Genomic DNA, 22,250 nt, shown 5'->3' on the forward strand with positions numbered 1-22,250 from the left:
GCTGAGCCCCCAGGGGTCGCCGGGACGGGAGGCGTCAGCGGATTTCCTGAGAGCGGGTAGTGACATACCACGTGGTATGTGAGCAGAATTGCGGCACATTACCCATGCGTAGGCAACGCTGCCCCACCAGGAGGACGCCGTGCTGAGCACGATGCAGGACGTACCGCTGACCGTGACCCGCATGCTGGTGCACGGAACGCTGGTGCACGGGGACTCCCGGATCACCACCTGGACCGGCGACAGTCAGCACCCACAGCGCCGCTCGTTCCGTGAGGCGGGTACCCGCGCGGTCCAGCTCGCCAACGCCCTGCGCGACGACCTCGGAGTGACCGAGGGAAGTGTCGTGGGGACTTTGATGTGGAACAACGCCGAACACGTCGAGGCGTACTTCGCGGTTCCCTCCATGGGGGCCGTTCTGCACACCCTCAACATCCGGCTCCCCGCCGAGCAGCTGACCTGGATCGTCAACCACGCCGCCGACCGCGTGATCATCGTGAACGGTTCGCTGCTCTCGTTGCTCGCGCCGCTGCTTCCGGACCTCCCGACCGTCGAGCATGTGGTGGTGACCGGCCCCGGAGACCGCTCGCTGCTGGCCGGGGCCTCGGCGGCTGTGCACGAGTACGAAGAACTCGTCGAGGGCCGCCCGACACATTTCGACTGGCCCGAGATCGACGAACGCCAGGCCGCCGCCCTCTGCTACACCTCGGGTACGACCGGTGAGCCCAAAGGCGTCGTCTACTCGCACCGTTCGATCTACCTGCACTCCATGCAGGTCAACGCGGCCCAGTCGATGGGGCTCACGGACCAGGACACGACGCTGGTGGTAGTGCCGCAGTTCCACGTCAACGCCTGGGGTCTGCCGCACGCGACCTTCATGTCGGGCATCAACATGCTGATGCCCGACCGTTTCCTCCAGCCCGCGCCGCTCGCCGAGATGATCGAGCAGGAGAAGCCGACGCACGCCGCTGCCGTGCCCACCATCTGGCAGGGGCTCCTGGCCGAGGTGACCGCCCATCCGCGCGACCTGAGCTCGATGAAGCGGGTCACCATTGGCGGCGCCGCCTGCCCGCCCGCGCTGATGGAGGCGTACGACAAGCTGGGCGTACGGCTCTGCCACGCCTGGGGCATGACCGAGACCTCGCCCCTGGGGACGACGTCCAACCCGCCCGCGGGGCTGACCCCCGAGGAGGAGTGGCCGTACCGCGTCACCCAGGGCCGTTTTCCCGTCGGGATCGAGGCACGTCTCGCCGGGCCCGGCGGCGACATCCTGCCCTGGGACGGCGAGTCGGCAGGTGAGCTGGAGGTGCGCGGGCCGTGGATCGCCGGTGCGTACTACGGGGGTGCGGGTGGTGAGGATTTCCGGCCGACCGACAAGTTCAGCGCGGACGGCTGGCTGAAGACCGGGGATGTCGGTGTCATCAGCCACGACGGTTTCCTGACGCTCACCGACCGCGCCAAGGACGTCATCAAGTCCGGTGGCGAGTGGATTTCGAGCGTCGACCTGGAGAACGCGATCATGGCGCACCCCGCGGTCGCCGAGGCCGCGGTGGTCGCGGTTCCGGACGAGAAGTGGGGTGAACGGCCGCTCGCGACAGTCGTGCTGAAGGAGGGCGAGAGCGTCGGGTACGAGGAGCTCAGGGAGTTCCTCGCCCGGTCCGTCGCCAAGTGGCAGCTGCCGGAGCGGTGGGCGATTGTGCCGTCCGTGCCGAAGACGTCGGTCGGTAAGTTCGACAAGAAGGTGCTCAGGAAGCAGTACGCGGACGGTGAGTTGGACACGACCGAGCTCTGAACCAGGCTCCGGGCCTGAGATCCCTGAACTTCGGTTCCTGAACCTCAGCTTCTGAACCTCAGTTCCTGGACGGCGGTGCCGGCCCGGATCGGAACCCGGCAGGACCCGGGACCGGACCCAGGCCGGGCCTGGGCCGGCGCCGCCCGCCCGCCCGCACGGACTTCCCGCCCTGCCCGAGCCCGCTGGAACTCCACTGCTCCACGCCCGCCGGCCGTCGTTTTCCCGGGGCGGCCGCGCCTTGCCGACCAGCTGTTCCCGGCCGGCATACCGGCCGCGCCTTGCCGACCGGCCGTTTCCCGCCGACCGGCCGTGCCTCACCGGTCGGTGGTCGCCGTCCTGACCGGAAACCGTCCGGCTCCCGCCGGACGGTTTCCGGCGCCTCGGCTTCCGCCGCTCGGCTCCCGGCCCTTCAGCGGGTACCTGCCGGCTTCCTTCGGCCGGTACCCGTCAGTTAGTTGGTGCCTATCTTCGCCAGCAGGTCCACGATCCGGCTCTGTACCTCGGTGCTGGTGGAGCGCTCCGCGAGGAACAGCACGGTTTCACCCGAAGCGAGCCTGGGCAGCTCGGACTCGTTCATACCGGCCGAGGTGTAGACGACCAGCGGGGTGCGGTTCAGCCGGCCGTTGGCGCGGAGCCAGTCCACGATTCCTGCCCGCCGGCGACGTACCTGCATCAGGTCCATCACCACCAGGTTCGGCCGCATCTGAGCCGCCAGGGTGACCGCCTCCGCGTCGGTGCCGGCCCTCGCCACCTGCATACCGCGCCGCTCCAGCGTCTCCGTCAGGGCGAGCGCGATCTCCTCGTGGTCCTCGATCAGCAGGACCCGCGACGGGTGCTGCTCGGTGTCGCGCGGTGCCAGCGCCTTGAGCAGGACAGCCGGATCGGCGCCGTACGCCGCCTCCCGTGTCGCCTGCCCGAGCCCCGCCGTCACCAGGACGGGCACCTCGGCCGCCACTGCGGCCTGCCGCAGGGACTGCAGCGCCTTACGGGTGATCGGGCCGGTCAGCGGGTCGACGAAGAGCGCTGCGGGGAATGCGGCGATCTGGGCATCGACCTCCTCGCGGGAGTGCACGATCACCGGCCGGTAGCCGCGGTCGCTCAGCGCCTGCTGCGTGGAGACGTCGGGCGCGGGCCATACGAGGAGCCGACGCGGGTTGTCGAGCGGCTCGGGGGGCAGCTCGTCGTCGACGGGCTGAGGCTGCGGCCGGTGGGCCACCTCCACGGCACCGCCGGGGCCGTCCAGCGGTTCGGGACCTTCCGCTCCCTCGTCGGGGGCCCCGATGGCGTACGAACGGCCCTCCGGCTGGGACGAGAGTCGCTGGTGCGCCTGCGTCTGCGGGCCGGACGGGGACTGCGGGGGTGTCTGGTTCTGCGGGGATTTCTGGCCCTGCTGGGAGACCGGAGTCTGCTCGGATGCCCCGGACCGCGCGGAGACGCCGGCCTGCTGGGAAACCTCAGCGGACTGGTACATCTGTGCGGGCTGGGACGGCTGAGCAGACTGCGACGGCTGGGCCTGCCGACCGGGCCCCCGCGGCTGTGGGCCTTGCGGTGACTGGTCCTGCGCCGACTGGGCGTGCCGCGTACCGGGTTCACTGGCGCTCTGCGGGTGCGGCCGGGCCGCACCCTCGGAGCGTTCGCCCGCCGGAGGGGTCGCGAGCTTGCGACGCCGGCCGGATCCCAGCGAGTTCGGCTGGTTCTGCTGCGCCGCGATCTGCTCGGCGAACGGCATGCCCTGGCCGAGCGTCCGCACGCTTATGGCACGGCTCTGGGGGCCATCGGCGGGAACCGGCTCCTCCGCGGGCAGTGGCTGTCCCGCAGGCCCGTCCGCCTCTCCGGTGACAGCGGCCCAGCCTTCGGGCGACGTGTACAGCGTGCCGTCCTTCGGCTGTTCGTCGACCGTGCCCGGGTGCTGCTGCGGCGCGAGCGGGCCGGTACCCGGATGCCCGGCCGTCCGTACGGAGTCGTGGCCCGGCGACGATCCGTCGGACGGCGCTGCTTGCGGCTGCTCCTGTGCCCGGTCGGCGTCGGCAGGGGGAAGGGCGAACGGCGTACGCGGGCGCTCGGCCTCCGCGGCCGCTGCCGAAGCGGTTGCCAGGGCACGGCGCGCCCGGCGGCCGGGGGGTGGCGTCTGCATCTGGCCCGTCCGGCCGTCCACCGCGCCCGCCGGCTGCGGTACGGCGGACGCCGCCTCCAGGGCGGGGCGCACGTTCTCGATCTCGCGCATCCCCTCCGGGCGCCGTGCACGCCGCCCGCTGGGCACCGGCGCATCCGCCGGGACACCCTGTGGCGGCACGGTCGACCCGCGCTGGGCGTGCCCCGTGCCGGGCGCGTTCGAGCGGGAGTTCTCGGCTGCGGTCACCACGGCGCCCGCCGACGGCAGGCCGCCCCCCGGACCCGCGGTGCCCCCCGGACCCGCGGGCCGGGCAGGCCCGTCGGACGGCTCCGTCCTTCCCCGCCGGCGGCCGGTCCCACCGTCGCCCATGCCGTTCTCCTGCGCGGGAATCACCGGCATGGGGCCGGCTGCCGACGGGCCGTCCGCTGCAGCGGACAAGGCGCCCCGTGACTGGCCACCCGTCACGCCCGCGCCATCCGTATGTGCCGCGCCCGGAGCCGGGGCAGCACCGCTGCCGGGGCCGTCCTCCTCGCGGCGCGCCCTGCGGCGGCCCGTGGGCGGCTCCGGCGCACCGGCGCCCGTGGCGTCACCCGGGGCCGCGCCTCCCTCTCCGGTGGGGCTGTCCAGGAAGGCGTCGGTGGACGAGCGCCTGCCACGTCGCCGCCCGCCGCCGGACGGAGAGTCCGGCCGGTCGGGCGCGAGGCCGTCGGCGTCCGAGGCCGGGGCGGCCGGATCCACTGTCCCCGCACCGCCACCGATGGGTACTTCGAGGACATATGCGCTGCCGGTCGTCCCCGGCATCTCGTGCGTCTGGAGTACGCCGCCGTGCACCCGGACGATTCCGCGCACGATCGGTTCGTGCACCGGGTCGCCGCCGCTGAACGGTCCTCGCACCTCGATCCGCACGACCTCGCCGCGCTGCGCGACAGCCACCACGATCGTGGAGTCCACATAGGCGCCACCTGGGGTGACCCGCGCCTTGCCGGTGGCATCCACCCCGGCCACGTCGGCGATGAGATGCGCGAGGGCGGTCGCCAGCCGCAGACCGTCGACCTCGGCCTCAATGGGCGGCGCGTGTACCGCGAACTGCACCCGGCCGGGGCCGATCAGCTCGACCGCGCCCTCGACACCCGCTGCCACCACGGTGTCGAGCATGACCTTCGTCCTGGTCAGCTCCTCCGTTCCCGCGTCCAGCCGCTGGAATCCGAGCACGCTGTCGACGAGCGTGGTCATCCGGGCGTAACCGGCGGCCAGGTGGTGCAGGATCTGGTTGGCCTCGGGCCACAGCTGCCCGGCCGGGTCGGCCGCGAGCGTGCCCAGCTCGGCCCGCAGTTCCTCCAACGGCCCGCGCAGGGCGTCACCGAGCACCGCGGTCAGCTGCTGCTGCCGGCCGTCGAGCGCCTCGTAGCGCTCCGACCACGCCGCCAGCTCCGCCGCGTGCTGCTCGTCCCTGGCCGCGAGTTCGGCCGTGTGCCGCCCCTCGGCGGCGGCGTTCCGCTCGTCCTTGGCGCGGAGTGCGTCGGCGTGCTGCTTCGCCTGCTTCTCGTACGGGCGCCGGTCCGCGAAGGTCAGTACCGCGCCGACGAGCTGCTCGCCGTCCCGTACCGGGGCGGTGGTCAGGTCGACCGGTACCGGACTGCCGTCCTTCGCCCACAGCACCTGGCCGCGTACCCGGTGCTTGCGCCCCGACCTGAGCGTGTCGGCGAGGGCGCTCTCGTCGTACGGGAAGGGCTCACCGTCGGCGCGCGAGTGCTGCACCAGCGGGTGCAGCTCCCTGCCGCCGAGATCGCTCGCCCGGAAACCGAGGATCTGCGCGACGGAGGGATTGACGAGCACGACGCGACCGTCGGTGTCGGTGCCCACGACGCCCTCGGACGCCGCGCGAAGGATCATCTCGGTCTGCCGCTGCGAACGCGCCAGCTCGGCCTCGGTGTCGACGGCACCCGACAGGTCCCGCACGACGAGCATCAGCAGCTCGTCACCGGTGAAGCCGGTGCCGTACGCGTCGTAGGCCTCCCGGCCGTCCTCCAGATTCGCGCTGGTCACTTCGACGGGAAACTCCGCGCCGTCGGTACGCCGCGCGAGCATTCGCGTCGGCTTGGTCCTGCCCTGCTCGTCCGCGCCTTCGGGCCGCCGCATCGAGCCCGGGATCAGCCGGGAGTCGAACTCCGGCAGCAGATCGAGCAGCCCCCGGCCGACGAGCGCCGTGCCCGGCGTTTCGAAGGCTTCGAGAGCGATGGAGTTGGCGTTGACTACCGTCCCGTTGCAATTGACGAGCAACAGCCCGTCGGGGAGGGCGTCAAGTATGGCTGCGAGGCGAGCAGCGCCTCGGGATGGCCTGCTGCTCACGACGACGCTTCCTCCCTGAACTACTGCACCTTGCTGACAACCCGGCCCATCTTGCCCCTCGGGCCACGGTGTGTCACTGCTGGAAGTCTAAAGGCAGGCGCTCCGGACATGCGGCGGATGAGGGGGAGCTCTCACCAAGGTTGTGTGGAAGGACGGCGATACCGGCCTCAGGCGACGGTGTGCGGCAGTACGGGTTCGAGTGCGTTCCAGCGGGAAATCTCGCACCCGTTCGTACGCCGGAACGTCGCGTCGACGGGCCGCCCCTGCCAACGGCCGGTGATGTGCGCGGTGGCCGGACCGCCGTACTGCATCGTGCACATCAGATCGGCGGGCACGGGAGCGAAGGGCGCCGCCCTGTCGGCGGCGAGCTGGTCCAGCCGGTCGCAGGCCTGCTGCGGCGAGGCGTGCGTACCCCCGGCAGGGGCGCACGCCAGACGGTGCGTGCCGTCGGCGGCCGGGATGCCCGAATCGGAGACTGTGATGGTGAGCCGGTCACGGACCTGCGGGTCGGGAAGCCGGTGGCCGGTGGGTGGGACGGCGGTCGCGGTCGCTGCGGGGGCCGCGGCGAGCGCGGCGAGACAGACGGCGGCGGTGAGTGCGAGGCGGCGCAACATGAACGTAACTCCTCGGCAGATACGGATCCGGGGCGGCGCCCCTGCCTCCCTAACGCTCCTGAACGCCCGGCGTTGCGCAACACGAACGACTTTGCTCTGTCACCCCACGGCCTAGTACCGTGGGGCGCGATTGGTGACGGCCCGCAAGGCTGTGTCATCATCTGCACGCACCACTTCGCGCTCGCGCGATCGTGTTCGGTGTGCTGGAGGCGTCGCCTAGTCCGGTCTATGGCGCCGCACTGCTAATGCGGTTTGGGTTTTACGGCCCATCGAGGGTTCAAATCCCTCCGCCTCCGCCAGTTGGAACACTGAAGCCCCGTCCGTGAAGGACGGGGCTTCAGTCGTTCCACGATGGAGTCCTCCGAGGCGCTGGGGAGCACGTCTGTGCAGCTCAGGGAGGGTGTGGCCAATGGATTTCACCTGACGCCGCAGGTCATGTAATGTTGTTCTCGCAACGCCGACGGGGCAGAAAAGCCCGGAACGCCAAGCACTCGTAGCTTAACGGATAGAGCATCTGACTACGGATCAGAAGGTTGCAGGTTCGAATCCTGCCGAGTGCACAGCAGGTCAGAGGCCCCCTGGACATCGTCCAGGGGGCCTCTGGCATAGCCGGGTGACATCAACGTGTCCGGAAAGGCGGCTCAGGCTTCGGTGGCCGGCCGGCCGGCCAGTCTCGCTGGCCCCTTCCGCTCTCGGAGCCGTCGACCCTCAGCGCGTCGTCCACCTGATCCGCAGTGGCCCGAAGCGTCGTGCCCATTGCGTGCGGGTAGGTGCCCGGAGCCATCGTGATGGTGCTGCGGCCGAGCGCGTCTCCGTGAACACGTGCGCGTCGCCCCTTCCTCGCCTTCAGCCGACCGCGGCGGGGCAGGAGGGAAGGGCGCATGGGGGTGATCTTGAAGCTCAAGCTGGCTGGTACCGGGACGGCACGCCCCCGCCGCACGCGCAGCAGGGCCAGTGTCGGAGACTCCGGCACCCCGGGGGCCGCCGGAGCGGCCCGGCGGACAGAAGCTGTGTCACGACCCGTTCACCGCACCATGACGGAAGTGCGCAAGTGCGGAAGTGGCTTCAGCCGTCATAGACCGGTGACGTCCCTGGCCCCCTTCGCTACGGAGTCGAGCGTGTCCACCACGGCGTTGTGCCGCTTCGCGCGCGCCGCCCGGTCCGCCGGTACCAGTCGCGCGGCGGCCTGTACGGCGTAGGCGTCCGGTTCCCCGAAGGCGGTCCGCGGGTGTTCTCCCGTCACGGCGCAATGCCCCGCGACGTCCTTGACCGCCTGGAGCACGACTGCCCGGTCCACCCCCGGCTGCATGGCCAGCCGTACCTGGAATCGCGCCATCCACTTGTCGCGGTCCTTCTCCTTCTCCTTCGCCGCGTCTGTCGTCCGGTCCTTCTTCGCCATGTGCTCTCCCGCGTGATCGCAGCCGTCCGTCGTGTAGTTGGACGTCGGGGGGCCGGAGCAGGTTGCGTGAGTGGGAATCCGACGAGCCCGCCCGTACGGCTTGCTCATGGCGGCTCTCCCTGCGAGCCCAGGCACCGCACCGGGATGCGGAGTCAGTTGTTCCTGTCGCCTATCGAGTGAACTCGGCTCTTTGCGGGCGGAGTTGAATATGCCTGAGGCTAGGTTCCGGGGCGGAGGTGATGCTCGATGCGCGAGCAGGACACGCCGGAGGACGAGCCGCCGACGCACTGCCGGGACGCGGTCGATGTCAGCGATTTCGTGTACGCCGCGACGGGCTCGCGGGTACGGCGGCTGACGCTGCCGGACGGGTCGCACTGGTTTCCCGCGGGGGATGTAACGGGGAGTTTCGGTTACGCGAACACCCGCCAGGCCCTGCTGTGGCATGTCTCCGCCGACTGCCAACAGGGACTCGGTGATCTTGCGCGAGGCGCCTACGGGGCAGATGCCTCCCGAAGAATCGCAGGTCATGGCCTGAAGAAGTCCATGACGATGGTGACGCTCACCGGGCTTGTCCAGCTCGTCAACGGCTGTACGGAGCAGCAGAGCGCGCCCTTCAGGAGATGGGTGGCGGATGTGGTGGCGTCGGTGCAGCGTGACGGTTCGTACGAACTGATTCCGGCAGCAGTGCAGCCCGCACCCGGACTGCGCACCGTCAGTGTCCTGCCGGAGCAGCTCGTCGACACGATCGTTCGGTTGGAGGAGCGGAGCATCCGGGCGGAGGAGGCGTGTGCGGCCGCGGTGCAGGAGCGCCGTTCGTCGCTGCGCGAGGCCGGGCGGGGACAGGGCCTGATGAGCCGGGTCTTCCATCGGATCGCCGACTCGCTGGACCGGATCGCCGAGCGTGCGCAGCCGGGCGCGGCGGTCGCGCCGACGCCGCCTGTCGTGCCGGCCGGTACGCCCCAGGAGCTGCTCGCGTGCTGGCAGGACAGGAGTGTGGTCATCACCGAGGACGTCCGGTCGGTCGCGGCCGACCTCGCACCGGACCTCGTCGATGGCGCTGCCCGTTGCAGCCCGGAGGAGATCGCCATGCGTACCGGCCTGTCCCCGGCCCGAGTCCGGGACTGCGTCCGGCATCTGCTCCGGCGCGGGTGCATACGGCAGTCGGGGTGTGCTCCGGACGGTGCGCCGGTCTATGTGCTCGTCTGAGCCCTCATCCGCCGGTGTGGGGCCGGCCTCTCTCCGTGCACTCCATGGGCGGAGGTCCACTGTCAGTGGTGGGTGCCATGCTGCGAGTGACGCGGATTCGCCGTCCGCGCACAGGGCGAGGTGCGGGTGGATCAGGGAAGGGGCGCAAGGGACATGTGGCGTTCCGGTGGACTGCGGTGGGGGGACGAGGGTCCCCGGCTCGCGTGGGAGGGGCGGGCCAGGGCAAGCCCGCTTGTCTACGGGGCCGATGTCGGCTTCCGGGTCGAGTCGGCGGGGGAGCGTACGTGCGTGGGGGCGCGCGGCCATGCCTGCCCGATGCGGGCCCCGGTGCCGGGGCGCGGTACGCAGGCACGTTGCGGGGAGTGCGCACGACTCGACCGGGCGCACTCGGTGGCCGCCGACACGATCGCTGACGATCCGCGCGTCTACCGCGTCTACCTCGCGTGGTTCGGGGCCGGGATGGTCAAGGTGGGGATCACGTCGGAGCAGCGCGGCCCGGCACGGTTGAGAGAGCAGGGGGCGGTGGCGTTCAGCTGGCTTGGGCGGGGACCGTTGATGGCGGCGCGGCGGACCGAGGAGCTGTTGCGCACGGCGCTGGGCGTGCCGGACCGGATCCCGTACGCGGACAAACGGGCGGTGCGGTCCCGGCTGCCCGGCCCGGAGGAGCGTGCGACCGAGGTGCGTGATGTGCACGCGAGGGCCGTAGCGCTGCCCGGGTGGCCCGATTCGCTGGAGCGGCTGGTGTGCGAAGTGGCCGATCATGGGGCGGTGTTCGGGCTGGCGGGGCTCGGCGACTCCGCCGGTGTGGTGAGCGAACTGGTGGGGGGTGGGGCCGTCGCGGGCCGGCTGGTGGCGGCGGCGGGTCCCGATCTGCATCTAGCCGGGGACAGCGGGGCGGTGATCGTCCTCGATACGCGGCTGATGGCGGGATGGGGGCTGACGGGTGCGGAGCCGGGTGCAGGGGTGACCGTGCCGGTCCGGATGACCCCGGCGGAACCGGAGATGGAGCAGCCGGGCTTGTTCTGAGGCGTGGGCGTGGGCGTGGGAGAGGGCGAGGGGTAGTGAGGGGGCGGCAGCGGATGGGAGTGGATGGCAGCGGATAGGGGTGGTGGCTATACCGATGTGGATTGGGGTAATTTGGCACGGATTTGGCTGGTGTCTGACCTGCCCGGACCTGACTCGTGCCTGTCCCGACTCGCCATGTCCCGACCGGCCCGGACCCGTCTGGGCCCGCCTCGCCCGGGACTTGGCTCGCCGAGCCTTGAGTCCCCCGGCCTTGAGTCCCCCGGCCTTGGGTCACCCGGCCTTGGGTCACCCGGCCGCGACGCGGCCTGCCTCGATTCCCCCTGTGCCGACCCGCCGGGTCTCCTCTGGACCCGTCCTGTTCCGGTCGGTCCTGGTGGGGGCGGGGCTGTCGCTCGTGCGGTTCCGGTTTCTCGACAGCTGGGTCCGGTTATGCCGACGCGCCTTGGTCAGGGTGCCGTCAGCGCTTTCAGCGCGGCGGTGAGTTGCGCTGTGAGCACCGGGTCGGTGATCTCGTCCGTGGTGCTGTCGAGCTTGCTGCGGATGGTTCCGACCATCAGACAGGCCCCCTCGACCACCGTGCCGGTCATCATCCTCAGTGTCTCGCGCAGTTGGGCATTGGCGTAGTCGCCTCCGGTGGGGCTGGGCGATGCGGTGATCACGCCGACTCGGCGGTCGATGAACTCGCCGCTGCTGACCAGCCAGTCCAGCGCGTTCTTCAGCACGCCAGGCACACCGTGCGCGTATTCGGGGCTGACGAGGAGCACAGCGTCCGCCTCGGCCACGGACTTCCGCAGGGCCGCCACGGGAGCCGGGGCCACGGCTCCCTCAGCGTCGAGGTCCGGGTTGAAGTGGGGCAGCCCGCCGATGTCCGCGCTCGTGGTCTCCGCGCCGTCGGCGGCGGCCAGGGACTGGGCCGCGCGCAGCAGGGCGCCGTTGGTGGAGCGGGTGCGCAGGCTGCCGGAGAGGGTGAGGATCCGCATGAGGCGACCGTATGGCAGCGAGCGCCCGTACGGCAGCCCGTCCGGGCGGTCGGTCGGCATCGGGCGGACCGCGGTTGGGTCTGCGTCGGGCGGGGTGACGGTGGTTGGGTCTGCGTCGGGCGAGTTCTGCGTCGGGCGGGGTGACAGTGGGTGGCCCTCGGGCGGGCCGTGCCGCGCCGGGTGGATCGGTCGGCGACGGGGTCGTTGCAGGGCGGCGGGGCGACGGCGGGTGGCCGCGCTGGGCTGGTCGGCGACGGGCGCGACGGGCAGGTGAGCGCGACGGGCGAGTCGGGGGCGGGCAGGTGGGCATCGGGTGGCCCGCGCCGTGCCGTGCCTGGCGAGAGGGCGACGGGCGGCACATGAAGCAGGTGGGACGGGCGGCACGTGAAGCAGACGGGCATCGCGAGGCCCGCGCCGTGCCACGCCATGCAGTGCACTGCTGTGCCGTGGAAGTCGGCGACGGCGACGGGCAGGTCGGCGCCGGGGGCCGGTGCCTGGACAGCCGGTGCCTGGACAGCCGGTGCCTGGACAGCCGGTGGCTGGCTGGCGGGCTTCAGGCTGCCCGGCCGGAGGGCAGAGTATTTCTCAGGAATTTCACAGGTTGGGGAAAGGGGTCTCTCAGAGGTCGTTCAGAGGGTGGGGCCCATGACTACGACCTCGCCCCAGGGGCGTACTGAAATGCGCAGGCCCGACGGCAGCCCGGTCCGTGTTCTCGTCGTGGACGACGAGGCCTCGCTCACGGAGTTGCTCTCGATGGCGCTGCGCTACGAGGGCTGGCAGGTGCGCAGTGCCGGCGACGGGTCGGGAGCCGTGCGGACGGCGCGGGAGTTCAAGCCCGATGCGGTGGTGCTCGACGTGATGCTCCCCGACACGGACGGTATCGCCGTGCTCGGCCGGATGCGCCGCGAGCTGCCGGACGTGCCGGTCCTCTTCCTGACCGCCAAGGACGCCGTGGAGGACCGGATCGCGGGTCTGACCGCGGGCGGTGACGACTATGTGACCAAGCCGTTCAGCCTGGAGGAGGTCGTGGCCAGGCTGCGCGGGCTGATCCGGCGGTCCGGTACGGGCGCTCAGCGCAGCGAGTCGCTGCTCGCTGTCGGCGACCTGACGCTCGACGAGGACAGTCACGACGTGACCAGGGGCGGGACCAATATCCATCTGACCGCGACCGAGTTCGAGCTGCTGCGCTTCCTGATGCGCAACCCGCGGCGTGTGCTCTCCAAGGCGCAGATCCTCGACCGGGTGTGGTCGTACGACTTCGGCGGTCAGGCCAACGTCGTCGAGCTCTACATCTCGTATCTGCGGCGCAAGATCGACGCAGGGCGCACGCCGATGATCCACACCCGGCGTGGGGCCGGTTATCTGATCAAGCCCGGGGAGTAACCGGTGTCCGCGCGGCGGCGCTGGTCGCTGCGGACGAGGCTCGTCGTTTCGGCTGTGGCGCTGATCGCGGTCGTGGTGGCCGTGATCGGTACGGTCACCACGATCGTCATGCACTCCAACCTGGAGGAGCAGCTCGACAAGCAGCTCGTGGCGGCGGCCCAGCGGCCCGATCACGACCCGATGGGGACCGACCGTTCCATCGTCCAGCAACCGGGGCTGCCCATAGGGACCGTCGGCGGGCGCACCGTCGTCGGCAGTGACGAACTGGTCGACGGTGTGAAGAGCGTCGCCGCGCCGGGGGCCCGCCCGGACAGCGTGTCACTCGGCGACGAACAGCTCGGCGCCCTGAGGTCGGTGCCCCGGGACGGCCATCCGCACACCGTCTCCATTCCCGGCCTGGGCGACTTCCGTGCGGCCTTCTCCCGCACCGGCACCTCCGTGATCGGCTTTCCGCTGACCGGAGTCCAGTCCACCGTGAACACCCTGATCGTGGTCGAGGTCTGTGTCACCGCGGCCGGTCTGCTCGCGGCCGCCATCGCGGGGACCGCGCTGGTCGGGATCGCGTTGCGTCCGCTCAGGCGGGTCGCTGCCACCGCGACCCGGGTCTCTGAACTCCCGCTGCACAGTGGAGAGGTGGCCCCGCTGGAGCGGGTCCCCGATGCCGAGGCCGACCCGCGGACCGAGGTCGGCCAGGTCGGTGCCGCGCTCAACCGGATGCTGGGCCATGTGGGTTCGGCGCTCGCGGCTCGGCAGGAGAGCGAAACACGCGTACGGCGGTTCGTCGCCGATGCCAGCCATGAGCTGCGGACTCCGCTCGCCTCCATCCGTGGATATGCCGAACTGACCCGGCGCGGAGGTGAGGAGACCGGCCCGGACACCCGGCACGCACTGGGCCGTATCGAATCGGAGGCCGGCCGGATGACCGGTCTGGTGGAGGACCTGCTGCTGCTGGCGAGGCTGGATGCCGGGCGTCCCCTCGTGTACGAGAGCACCGATCTCTCCCCGCTGGTCATCGACGCGGTGAGCGACGCGCGTGCGGCGGGCCCGGACCACGTCTGGCGGCTTGAGCTGCCCGACGATCCGGTCGTGGTGCCGGCCGACGGAGCCCGTCTCCACCAGGTGCTGGTCAATCTGCTGGCCAATGCCCGTACGCACACCCGGCCCGGCACCACCGTCACCGCACGGGTGAGGCGCGATGCCGGCTGGGTGGTGCTGGTCGTGCTGGATGACGGGCCGGGTATCCCGGCCGATCTGCTGCCGCATGTCTTCGAACGGTTCGCCCGTGGGGACGCCTCACGGTCGCGGCACGCCGGTTCGACCGGGCTGGGGCTCGCGATCGTCCAGGCGGTCGTGGTGGCGCACAGCGGGGCCGTGAGCGTGCGGAGTGCGCCGGGCCGCACGGAGTTCGAGGTCAGACTGCCCGCAGCACCGGCATATCCACCTCCTGGCCCGCTACCTCCTGGCCCGCCATCTCCTGGCCCGTCGGCCCTCGGCCACAATGCCCCGGCCCGCAACGCCCCCGTCTACGACAACGCCCCCTACGACAACGCCCCCGTCTACGACATCCCCGCCCGCACCGCCCGCACCGCCCGCAGCGCCGATGACACCCACAACGCCCCGACTCACAGGTCCGGCACAGGCTGACCACACAGGGGTGACAGCGCCGCTGGCCAGGGTCACCCTTATGCGAACCGACACTTCTCCGGGCGCCCTGCCGGCACGGGAGCATCTTTCCGTGACAGCGGCCGACACCCCGGTGCTCGATGTGGTGATCCCCGTGTACAACGAGGAGAAGGACCTCGAACCCTGTGTGCTCCGGCTCCGCGACCACCTCGCCGGAACGTTCCCGTACAGCTTCCGCATCACGATCGCCGACAACGCGAGCACCGACCGGACGCCCGAGGTGGCCGCGGGGCTCGATGCCATGCTCGACGAGGTACGCGCCGTCCGCCTCGATCAGAAGGGGCGCGGACGGGCGCTGCGGAGCGTGTGGTCCGCGTCCGACTCCCCCGTGCTGGCCTATATGGACGTCGATCTGTCGACCGGGCTCAACGCGCTGCTGCCGCTGGTGGCGCCGCTGATCTCCGGCCATTCCGATCTCGCCATCGGCTCCCGGCTCGCGCGGAGTTCGCGGGTGGTGCGCGGGCCCAAGCGCGAGTTCATCTCGCGCGCGTACAACCTGATTCTGCGCTCGTCGCTCTCCGCGCGCTTCAGCGACGCCCAGTGCGGATTCAAGGCCATCCGCAGGGATGTCGCACAGCGCCTGCTGCCGATGGTCGAGGACACCGGGTGGTTCTTCGACACCGAGCTGCTGGTGGTCGCCGAACGGGCCGGGCTGCGTATCCATGAGGTGCCCGTCGACTGGGTCGACGATCCGGAGTCCACCGTGCACATCGTGCGGACGGCCGTCGACGATCTCAAGGGCGTCTGGCGGGTAGGGCGTGCGCTGGGGGTCGGTGCGCTCCCGCTCGACCGGCTCGCGCGCCCCTTCGGAGACGACCCGCGCGACCGTGAACTGCCGGGCGTGCCGGGCGGGCTGGCCCGTCAGCTGGTCGGTTTCTGTGTCGTCGGGGCGGTCTCGACCCTGTTCTATCTGCTGCTGTACTCGCTGTTCCGTACGGGGGTGAGTCCGCAGATCGCCAACGCGGGCGCCCTGCTGGTCTCGGCGGTGGTCAACACCGCTGCCAACCGGAGACTCACCTTCGGGGTGAGCGGCCGTGACAGCGCGGTACGCCATCAGGCCCAGGGGCTGGTCGTCTTCGCGATCGGCCTCGCCCTCACCAGTGGTTCACTCGCCGCGCTCGGCGCGGCGTCCGACGACCCTTCGCACTCCACCGAACTCGCGGTGCTGATCGCGGCCAACCTGGCAGCGACGGTGCTGCGTTTCCTGCTCTTCCGCGCCTGGGTGTTCCCCGAGCGGCGCACCGACGACCCGAGGACTGCACGATGACCACCACTGATGCCCATCAGATCCCGGCGGCGTCAGCCGCGCCGCCGCCCCGGCAGACGTTCCTCGCCCGCCTGTGGCGTGGACGTGCCGAGGATCCGCAGTGGGCTCGGCCCGCGTTCCTCGGACTGCTGCTGCTCACACTCGTGGCGTATCTCTGGGACCTCAGCGCCTCCGGATACGCCAACTCCTTCTACTCGGCGGCGGCCCAGGCCGGTGGCGAGAGCTGGAAGGCCCTCTTCTTCGGTTCGCTCGACTCGGCGAACGCCATCACCGTGGACAAGCCCCCGGCCGCGCTCTGGCCGATGGCGCTCTCGGTGCGGGTGTTCGGGCTGAGTTCCTGGGCGATCCTCGTGCCGCAGGTGCTGATGGGCGCCGCCACGGTCGCGGTGCTGTACGCGGCGGTGCGCCGCCGCTTCAACGCGGCGGCGGGGCTCATCGCTGCCGGAGTACTGGCGACGACTCCGGTGGCCGCGCTGATGTTCCGCTTCAACAACCCCGACGCGCTGCTGGCGCTGTTGATGACGGTCACCGTCTACTGCGTGCTGCGCGCGCTGGAGGACGGCCGGACCAAGTGGCTGGTGTGGGCGGGGGCCGTGGTCGGCCTCGCCTTTCTCACCAAGACGCTCCAGGCGTTTCTGATCCTCCCGCCGCTGGCGGTCGTGTACGCGGTGTTCGCGCCGACGACGGTCCGCAGGCGGCTGGGCCAGATCGGCCTGGCCGCGGGAGCGATGGTCGTCGCGGGCGGCTGGTGGACGGCGATCGTCGAACTGTGGCCCGCGTCCTCCCGCCCGTACATCGGCGGCTCGCAGAACAACTCCTTCCTGGAGCTGACCTTCGGCTACAACGGTCTCGGCCGGATCAGCGGCGACGAGACCGGCAGCGTCGGCGGCGGCGGAGGCGGCGGCGGCCGGGGCCCGGGGGGCGGCGGTGGCTGGGGGGCGACCGGTCTCGACCGGATGTTCAACTCCGAGATCGGCAGCCAGATTTCGTGGCTGCTGCCCGCCGCGCTGATCCTGCTGGTCGCGGGGATCGTCATCACCTGGCGGGCGAAGCGTACGGAGACCGCGCGCGGGGCGTTCCTCGTGTGGGGCAGCTCGCTGCTGATGACCGCGGTGATCTTCAGCTTCATGGCCGGGATCTTCCATCAGTACTACACGGTGGCTCTGGCGCCGTACATCGCCGCTGTCGTCGGGATGGGCGTCACGGTCCTGTGGGAGGAGCGCGGCCGGACCGGGTGGTCTGCCGTGCTGGGCGCCGCGGTCGCGGCGACCGCGGTCTGGGCGTACGTCCTGCTGGGCCGGACGCCGGACTATCTGCCCTGGCTGCGCTGGGCGGTGCTGATCATGGGCCTCGTCGCGGCGCTCGCCCTGGCGGTGGCCGGGAGGCTGAACCGCCGGCTCGCGCTCAGTGCCGCGGGTGTGGGTCTTGTCGCCTCGCTGGCTGCGCCGTTCGCGTACACGATGTCCACGCTGAACAGCGCACACACCGGCTCGATCGTGACCGCGGGACCGGCGGGCGCGAGCATGATGGGCGGTCGGGGTGGCCCCGGCGGTGGTGGCCCCGGTGGCCCGGGGATGGGGCAGCAGCCCGCCGGGAAGGCGGGGACAGCAGGCGGCCGGGCCGGGGGATCCGGAGGTCAGGCTCCCGGTGGTGGCGGCCTCGGAGGGCGTATGGGACAGCCGCCGACAGGAGCACAGGGCCAGCAGGGCCGCACGGGCCGGGCCCAGGGGAAGAACGGCTGGTCCCGGACGGGCGGTATGCCGGGCGGCCGGATGGCGGAGGGCGGCCTGCGCGGCGGTGGCGGAATGGGCGGCCTTCTCGACGGCCAGCAGGTCAGCTCGGCGGTCAAGGCCAAGATCAGTGCCCACGCCGGCAAGTACACCTGGATGGCGGCGGCCATCGGCTCGCAGAACGCAGCGAGCTACCAGCTCGCGACGGAGAAGCCGGTGATGGCGATCGGCGGCTTCAACGGCAGCGACCCGTCACCCACGCTCGCGCAGTTCGAGAAGGACGTGGCGGACGGGAAGATCCACTACTTCGTCGCGGGCGGCGGCATGGGCGGTGGCATGGGCGGCGGAGCCGACAGCGGCTCCGCTTCGAAGATCAGCTCATGGGTCGAGGGGCGGTTCGTGAAGGTGACGGTGGGGTCGGCGACGCTGTACGACCTGACACGGGTGAAGGGCACCGGCTGAGTACGTCCCGGCGCGCGTGAGGGAGCGCGAGCTGAACGGGGCCGGTCCGGACGCCGTTGACCGGCTGCGAAAACCGCACGGTGGTGACCGGACGGTCATGACCGACAGGTGGGGCGGGGAGACGGACTCCCCGCCCCACCTGCTCCGTTTCCCGGCCCTACCGCCTCGCCTGCCGCGTCAGTGACACGTCCGCCACGATCGGCCGGTGGTCGGAAGCGAGCGTGTCGACCACCTCCGCGCCCCGTACCGCCACCCCTCGCGAAACCGCCACGTAGTCGATGCGCTGCACGGGACTCTGCGCGGGGAACGTCGGTGCGCCCGGCTCCACATCCGTCAGCTCGCGCCACAGCGGTGCCAGCTCCGGTGCGTCCGGGGTCGCGTTGAAGTCGCCCAGGAGGATCTTCCGGCTCTTGTCCCGCCCCATGATGCGGCGGGTCTCGGCGACCTGGCTCACTCGTACGGAGGGGTCCGCGCGGTAGTCGAGGTGCGTCACGTACACATCCAGCGGTACGCCCTTCACCCGCAGGTCGACCTCGCCGAAGCCGGGAGCCGGCGCCGGGACCGGGTCGGAGTCCTGGGTGGAGAGGCGGGTGATCCGGTGGTTCGCGGCCTTCAGGATGCGGTACCTGGAGAGCACGGCCACCCCGAACTCCCGCCCGTCGACGCTGTATATCGGTGCGAAGTAGACATGCATCCCGAGCCGTTTCGCGAGTTCGCCCGCCACATCGCGCCACTCACTGCGCGCGGCCCAGTGGACGTCGACCTCCTCCAGGCCGATGACGTCCGCGTGCAGCCCGCGCAGTGCCGCTGCCTGCCGGTCGAGATCGAAGACGTTGTCCATCCCGGCGCCCGCATGGATGTTGTACGAGGCGACCCGCAGCGGAACATCCCGCCCGTGGGCACGCGCAGGGCCGGGCACCTGTGCCTGGACCCGCGCTCGCGCCGGTGCCTGAGCTCGTGCCTGCGCCGGTGGCGCGACCATCGCGGCCAGGACGCCCGAGACCAGAAGCACTTCAGCAACACGACCAGTCAGCTTCATCGGACGTAGCTACCCGCAAGCGGCTCGGCGCAAAACGGCTTTACGCCGTAGAAGACTTCCCTTTACGGTGTATGGCACCACGACGGTACGATCTCACGACCGCCCCTGCCCCGCCCCCTTCCACGAAACAGGAGCCGGCATGACGGCCACCGCCGCCGAGCACGAAAGCATCATCACCCGGCACCCCCAGCGCTGGGTGATCCTCGGCGTGATCTGTCTTGCCCAGCTCACGGTGCTGCTCGACAACACCGTCCTCAACGTCGCGATCCCCTCACTCACCCGGGACCTGCACGCTTCCACCGCGGACATCCAGTGGATGATCAACGCCTACTCGCTGGTGCAGTCGGGCCTGCTGCTCACCGCGGGCAGTTCGGCGGACCGCTACGGCCGGAAGAAGATGCTGATCGCGGGCCTCACCCTCTTCGGCGCCGGGTCGCTCGTCGCCGGTCTCGCCCAGTCCACCGCGCAGCTGATCGCCGCCCGCGCGGGCATGGGCGTCGGCGGTGCTCTGCTGATGACCACCACCCTCGCCGTCGTGGTCCAGATCTTCGACAACACCGAGCGGGTCCGGGCCATCGGCCTCTGGTCCACGGTCAATTCGCTCGGCTTCGCCGCCGGACCGCTCATCGGCGGGGCGATGCTCGACCACTTCTGGTGGGGCGCGATCTTCCTGATCAACATCCCGGTGGCGGTCATAGCGCTCGCCGCGGTCGTCGGTCTCGTGCCGGAGTCCAAGAACCCGGCGGGCGACCGGCCCGACCTGCTCGGCGCGCTGCTCTCGACCGTCGGCATGACCGCGGTCGTGTACGCGATCATCTCGGGGCCCGCACACGGCTGGACCTCCACCCATGTCTTCGTGTCGGCCGTGACCGGCATCGTCTTCCTGTCCGGGTTCGTCGCGTGGGAGCTGCACATTCCGTTCCCCATGCTGGACATGCACTTCTTCCGCAACCAGAAGTTCGTCGGCGCAGTCGCCGGAGCGATCCTCGTCGCCTTCGGAATGGGCGGCTCGCTCTTCCTGCTCACCCAGCACCTGCAGTTCGTGCTCGGGTACGGGCCGTTGGACGCGGGTCTGCGGACGGCGCCCCTGGCGCTCACCATCGTGGCGCTGAACCTCACCGGGGTCTCCGCCAAGCTGCTGCCGCGGCTCGGTACTCCCGGCACCATCGCCACCGGAATGACCGCGCTGGCCGCCGGGCTCGCGGCCATCGCGCTGCTCGGTGGCCACAGCTACCCGGGCATGCTCCTGGGGCTTGTGGTCATGGGCGCGGGTATCGCCTTCGCCATGCCCGCGATGGCCAACGCCATCATGAGCGCGATCCCGCCGGAGAAGGCGGGGGTCGGCGCGGGTGTCAACGGCACCCTCGCCGAATTCGGCAACGGTCTCGGTGTCGCCGTCCTCGGCGCCGTCCTCAACTCCCGTTTCGCCGCGCTGCTGCCGACCGCGCTGGGCGCCGCCTCGCTGCCGGCCGCCGTCGCCGCCGCCCACGGGCCCGGCGAGCGCAGCCGGGTCGCGGATGCTTTCGCCTCTGGTCTGCAGACCAGCCAACTGGTGGGCGCGGCCGCGGTACTTGCCGGCGGGCTGCTCGCCGCCGTACTCCTCAGGCGGGCCGAGCGTGCAGACCCACCGGTAACAGCGGCCTAACATCAACAGTGACCATCGGTACCGGGGGATTCCACACGTTTCCGGAGGAGGCGCGCCATGGTGACTGCGGCCGACCGTGCGAAGGGTCCCACGCGGACCAGTGTCTGGCTGGGCGGGAAGGTGACGCGCAACCGCAGAACGGACCAGCCGGACGGGCTCGACCTCGACAAGATCACCGCGGCGACGGTCCGGCTGCTCGACGCCGAGGGCCTCGCCAAGTTCTCCATGCGCCGTCTCGCCGCGGAACTGGGTGTCACGGCCATGTCGGTCTACTGGTACGTGGACACCAAGGACGACCTCCTCGAACTGGCCCTGGACGCGGTGATGGGCGAACTCGCCCTGCCCGCAGCCGAGGAGGCACCCGCAGCCGAGGACGCATCCGCGCCCGAGAGCTCGCCCGCGCCCGGGAGCTCGCCCGCGCCCGAGAGCTCAGCCGCAGCCGGCCGTGAGAGCGCCGGGGAGCCGGGGGATGCGGCCGGGGAGAAAACCGGGCGTGCGGCCGGGCACGAAACCGGTGCCGGACCGGAGCCGGGAGCGGCCACCGCGGCCCGCGGAGCCGACGCCGACTGGCGGGTCCGGCTGCGGCGCCTCGCCGCCGGGTACCGCAGCCTCCTGGTGCGCCACCCCTGGGTGTCCCCGCTCGTCGGTGTGTTCCTCAACGTCGGCCCGCACGCGGTGAAGTTCTCGGTGGCGGCACAGGACGTGATGCGCAGCGCCGATCTGCCGCTGCGCGGCCGGACCGGTGGCCTTGCCGCCGTCTTCCAGTTCGTCTACGGATTCGGCACCGTCGAAGGCCACTTCAGGGACCGCTGCGAGCGGGCCGGGATGAGCCAGGACGAGTATTACCAGCAGGCCATGGGCACCATCAGCCAACAGCCTTCCCTGCGCGACACGTACGAGCAGGCCCAGGACGTGATAGCGGCACGTGGCGGTGACACGGTCGAGGAGATGCGGGAGCGCGATTTCGACTTCGCCCTCGACCTGCTGATCGCGGGCATCGAGGCCAAACGCGGGGGCGGCGCCGCGGACGGGCCCGGCGGCGCCTGACGCGGCTTCGGCCGAAGTACTGGCTGAAGTACTAGCTGTCCTCCGCCTGTCGTGCCGGGAAGCCGCCGGTCGCGATGGGGCTCCAGCGCTCCGGGGTGATCCGGATGATCGACTTGCCCTGCTTGACCATGGCCGCGCGGTACTCGTCCCAGTCCGGGTGCTCGCCGGAGATGTTGCGGAAGTACTCGACCAGCGGCTCCACCGAGTCCGGCGAGTCGATGACCTCGCCCGCTCCGTCGATCTGGACCCACGGCCCGTTCCACTCGTCCGACAGGACAATGACGCTCACCCGCGCGTCGCGCCGGACATTGCGGGTCTTGGCGCGCTCGGGATAGGTCGACAGGACGATCCGTCCCGCGTCGTCCACCCCGCACGTCAGCGGCGAGCCCTGGGGGCGGCCGTCGGAGCGGGTGGTGAGCAGGATCGCGCGGTGCCTGGGGCGTACGAAGTCCAGCAGTCCGGGGAGTTCCACAGGGGTGTTGGTCGCGATGTTGGGTGCCATGGCTGCACGATACGTC

15 protein-coding genes and 2 tRNA genes are annotated in these 22,250 nt (G+C 71.1%); 11 read left to right on the forward strand and 6 right to left on the reverse strand.

What is annotated here, in order from left to right; all coding sequences use genetic code 11:
* Positions 1-139: 139 nt before the first annotated feature.
* Entirely contained in the window at positions 140-1,789 is a 1,650-nt protein-coding gene (locus OG584_RS17730; protein WP_405778994.1) for a long-chain fatty acid--CoA ligase, read from the forward strand.
* A 451-nt stretch (positions 1,790-2,240) separates the two neighbouring features.
* On the opposite strand, the gene OG584_RS17735 is transcribed toward OG584_RS17730, so the two are convergent.
* Together OG584_RS17735 and OG584_RS17740 are read right to left on the reverse strand one after the other, a co-directional pair.
* Entirely contained in the window at positions 2,241-6,251 is a 4,011-nt protein-coding gene (locus OG584_RS17735; RefSeq protein WP_405778996.1) for a PAS domain-containing protein, read from the reverse strand.
* A 167-nt stretch (positions 6,252-6,418) separates the two neighbouring features.
* Positions 6,419-6,865 (reverse strand): SSI family serine proteinase inhibitor, encoded by a 447-nt coding sequence (locus OG584_RS17740; RefSeq protein ID WP_405778998.1) that lies wholly within the window; start codon positions 6,863-6,865, stop codon positions 6,419-6,421.
* Positions 6,866-7,070: 205 nt separating this feature from the next.
* Between OG584_RS17740 and OG584_RS17745 the strand changes: the two genes are divergently transcribed.
* Together OG584_RS17745 and OG584_RS17750 are read left to right on the forward strand one after the other, a co-directional pair.
* Positions 7,071-7,164: transfer RNA gene (locus OG584_RS17745), tRNA-Ser, on the forward strand.
* 188 nt (positions 7,165-7,352) lie between these two features.
* Positions 7,353-7,425: transfer RNA gene (locus OG584_RS17750), tRNA-Arg, on the forward strand.
* 512 nt (positions 7,426-7,937) lie between these two features.
* Here OG584_RS17750 and OG584_RS17755 read toward each other — a convergent pair.
* Positions 7,938-8,264, reverse strand: coding sequence for a hypothetical protein (locus tag OG584_RS17755; RefSeq protein ID WP_405779000.1), 327 nt, complete (start codon positions 8,262-8,264; stop codon positions 7,938-7,940).
* Positions 8,265-8,510: 246 nt separating this feature from the next.
* Here OG584_RS17755 and OG584_RS17760 point away from each other — a divergent pair, with 246 nt between their 5' ends.
* The gene (locus OG584_RS17760; RefSeq protein WP_405779002.1) at positions 8,511-9,470 is read left to right on the forward strand and encodes a BRO family protein; all 960 of its coding nucleotides are present in this window, start codon (positions 8,511-8,513) and stop codon (positions 9,468-9,470) included.
* A 153-nt stretch (positions 9,471-9,623) separates the two neighbouring features.
* The gene (locus OG584_RS17765; RefSeq protein ID WP_405779004.1) at positions 9,624-10,496 is read left to right on the forward strand and encodes a DUF2797 domain-containing protein; all 873 of its coding nucleotides are present in this window, start codon (positions 9,624-9,626) and stop codon (positions 10,494-10,496) included.
* 446 nt (positions 10,497-10,942) lie between these two features.
* Here the strand turns inward: OG584_RS17765 and OG584_RS17770 are convergent, their stop codons facing one another.
* Complete coding sequence (locus tag OG584_RS17770; RefSeq protein WP_405779005.1) at positions 10,943-11,476, reverse strand: NADPH-dependent FMN reductase; 534 nt, start codon at positions 11,474-11,476, stop codon at positions 10,943-10,945.
* 645 nt (positions 11,477-12,121) lie between these two features.
* Between OG584_RS17770 and OG584_RS17775 the strand changes: the two genes are divergently transcribed.
* From OG584_RS17775 to OG584_RS17790, 4 genes are read left to right on the forward strand one after another with little or no spacing between them, the layout of a single operon-like run.
* The gene (locus tag OG584_RS17775) at positions 12,122-12,859 is read left to right on the forward strand and encodes a response regulator transcription factor (protein ID WP_405779006.1); all 738 of its coding nucleotides are present in this window, start codon (positions 12,122-12,124) and stop codon (positions 12,857-12,859) included.
* 3 nt (positions 12,860-12,862) lie between these two features.
* The gene (locus tag OG584_RS17780; RefSeq protein ID WP_405779008.1) at positions 12,863-14,503 is read left to right on the forward strand and encodes a sensor histidine kinase; all 1,641 of its coding nucleotides are present in this window, start codon (positions 12,863-12,865) and stop codon (positions 14,501-14,503) included.
* 40 nt (positions 14,504-14,543) lie between these two features.
* Positions 14,544-15,809 carry a glycosyltransferase gene (locus OG584_RS17785; protein ID WP_405779010.1) on the forward strand — a complete coding sequence of 422 codons (1,266 nt, stop codon included), beginning with the start codon at positions 14,544-14,546 and terminating at the stop codon, positions 15,807-15,809.
* On the forward strand, positions 15,806-18,001 hold the full coding sequence (locus OG584_RS17790) for an ArnT family glycosyltransferase (RefSeq protein WP_405779011.1): 2,196 nt from the start codon (positions 15,806-15,808) through the stop codon (positions 17,999-18,001). The genes OG584_RS17785 and OG584_RS17790 overlap by 4 nt, the downstream gene beginning before the upstream one ends.
* A gap of 157 nt (positions 18,002-18,158) precedes the next feature.
* On the opposite strand, the gene OG584_RS17795 is transcribed toward OG584_RS17790, so the two are convergent.
* Positions 18,159-19,040 (reverse strand): endonuclease/exonuclease/phosphatase family protein, encoded by an 882-nt coding sequence (locus OG584_RS17795; protein WP_405779013.1) that lies wholly within the window; start codon positions 19,038-19,040, stop codon positions 18,159-18,161.
* Positions 19,041-19,179: 139 nt separating this feature from the next.
* Between OG584_RS17795 and OG584_RS17800 the strand changes: the two genes are divergently transcribed.
* Together OG584_RS17800 and OG584_RS17805 are read left to right on the forward strand one after the other, a co-directional pair.
* Positions 19,180-20,685: an MFS transporter gene (locus OG584_RS17800; protein WP_405779014.1), complete on the forward strand. Its 1,506-nt coding sequence runs from the start codon at positions 19,180-19,182 to the stop codon at positions 20,683-20,685.
* A 57-nt stretch (positions 20,686-20,742) separates the two neighbouring features.
* Positions 20,743-21,732, forward strand: coding sequence for a TetR/AcrR family transcriptional regulator (locus OG584_RS17805; RefSeq protein ID WP_405779016.1), 990 nt, complete (start codon positions 20,743-20,745; stop codon positions 21,730-21,732).
* A 31-nt stretch (positions 21,733-21,763) separates the two neighbouring features.
* On the opposite strand, the gene OG584_RS17810 is transcribed toward OG584_RS17805, so the two are convergent.
* A complete protein-coding gene (locus OG584_RS17810) occupies positions 21,764-22,234 on the reverse strand; it encodes a PPOX class F420-dependent oxidoreductase (protein WP_405779017.1) in 471 nt (156 codons plus the stop codon).
* Positions 22,235-22,250: the final 16 nt, after the last annotated feature.

Origin of the sequence: Streptomyces sp. NBC_00859 (assembly GCF_045161865.1) — a bacterium.
Classification (GTDB): domain Bacteria; phylum Actinomycetota; class Actinomycetes; order Streptomycetales; family Streptomycetaceae; genus Streptomyces.

Excerpts from the sequence above, each read along its gene's own strand:
- OG584_RS17800 (WP_405779014.1), top strand. The coding sequence starts at position 19,180 with ATGACGGCCACCGCCGCCGAGCACGAAAGCATCATCACCCGGCACCCC.
- OG584_RS17755 (WP_405779000.1), bottom strand. The coding sequence starts at position 8,264 with ATGGCGAAGAAGGACCGGACGACAGACGCGGCGAAGGAGAAGGAGAAG.
- OG584_RS17765 (WP_405779004.1), top strand. The coding sequence starts at position 9,624 with ATGTGGCGTTCCGGTGGACTGCGGTGGGGGGACGAGGGTCCCCGGCTC.
- OG584_RS17810 (WP_405779017.1), bottom strand. The coding sequence starts at position 22,234 with ATGGCACCCAACATCGCGACCAACACCCCTGTGGAACTCCCCGGACTG.
- OG584_RS17770 (WP_405779005.1), bottom strand. The coding sequence starts at position 11,476 with ATGCGGATCCTCACCCTCTCCGGCAGCCTGCGCACCCGCTCCACCAAC.
- OG584_RS17805 (WP_405779016.1), top strand. The coding sequence starts at position 20,743 with ATGGTGACTGCGGCCGACCGTGCGAAGGGTCCCACGCGGACCAGTGTC.
- OG584_RS17740 (WP_405778998.1), bottom strand. The coding sequence starts at position 6,865 with ATGTTGCGCCGCCTCGCACTCACCGCCGCCGTCTGTCTCGCCGCGCTC.
- OG584_RS17795 (WP_405779013.1), bottom strand. The coding sequence starts at position 19,040 with ATGAAGCTGACTGGTCGTGTTGCTGAAGTGCTTCTGGTCTCGGGCGTC.
- OG584_RS17790 (WP_405779011.1), top strand. The coding sequence starts at position 15,806 with ATGACCACCACTGATGCCCATCAGATCCCGGCGGCGTCAGCCGCGCCG.
- OG584_RS17775 (WP_405779006.1), top strand. The coding sequence starts at position 12,122 with ATGACTACGACCTCGCCCCAGGGGCGTACTGAAATGCGCAGGCCCGAC.
- OG584_RS17785 (WP_405779010.1), top strand. The coding sequence starts at position 14,544 with ATGCGAACCGACACTTCTCCGGGCGCCCTGCCGGCACGGGAGCATCTT.
- OG584_RS17760 (WP_405779002.1), top strand. The coding sequence starts at position 8,511 with ATGCGCGAGCAGGACACGCCGGAGGACGAGCCGCCGACGCACTGCCGG.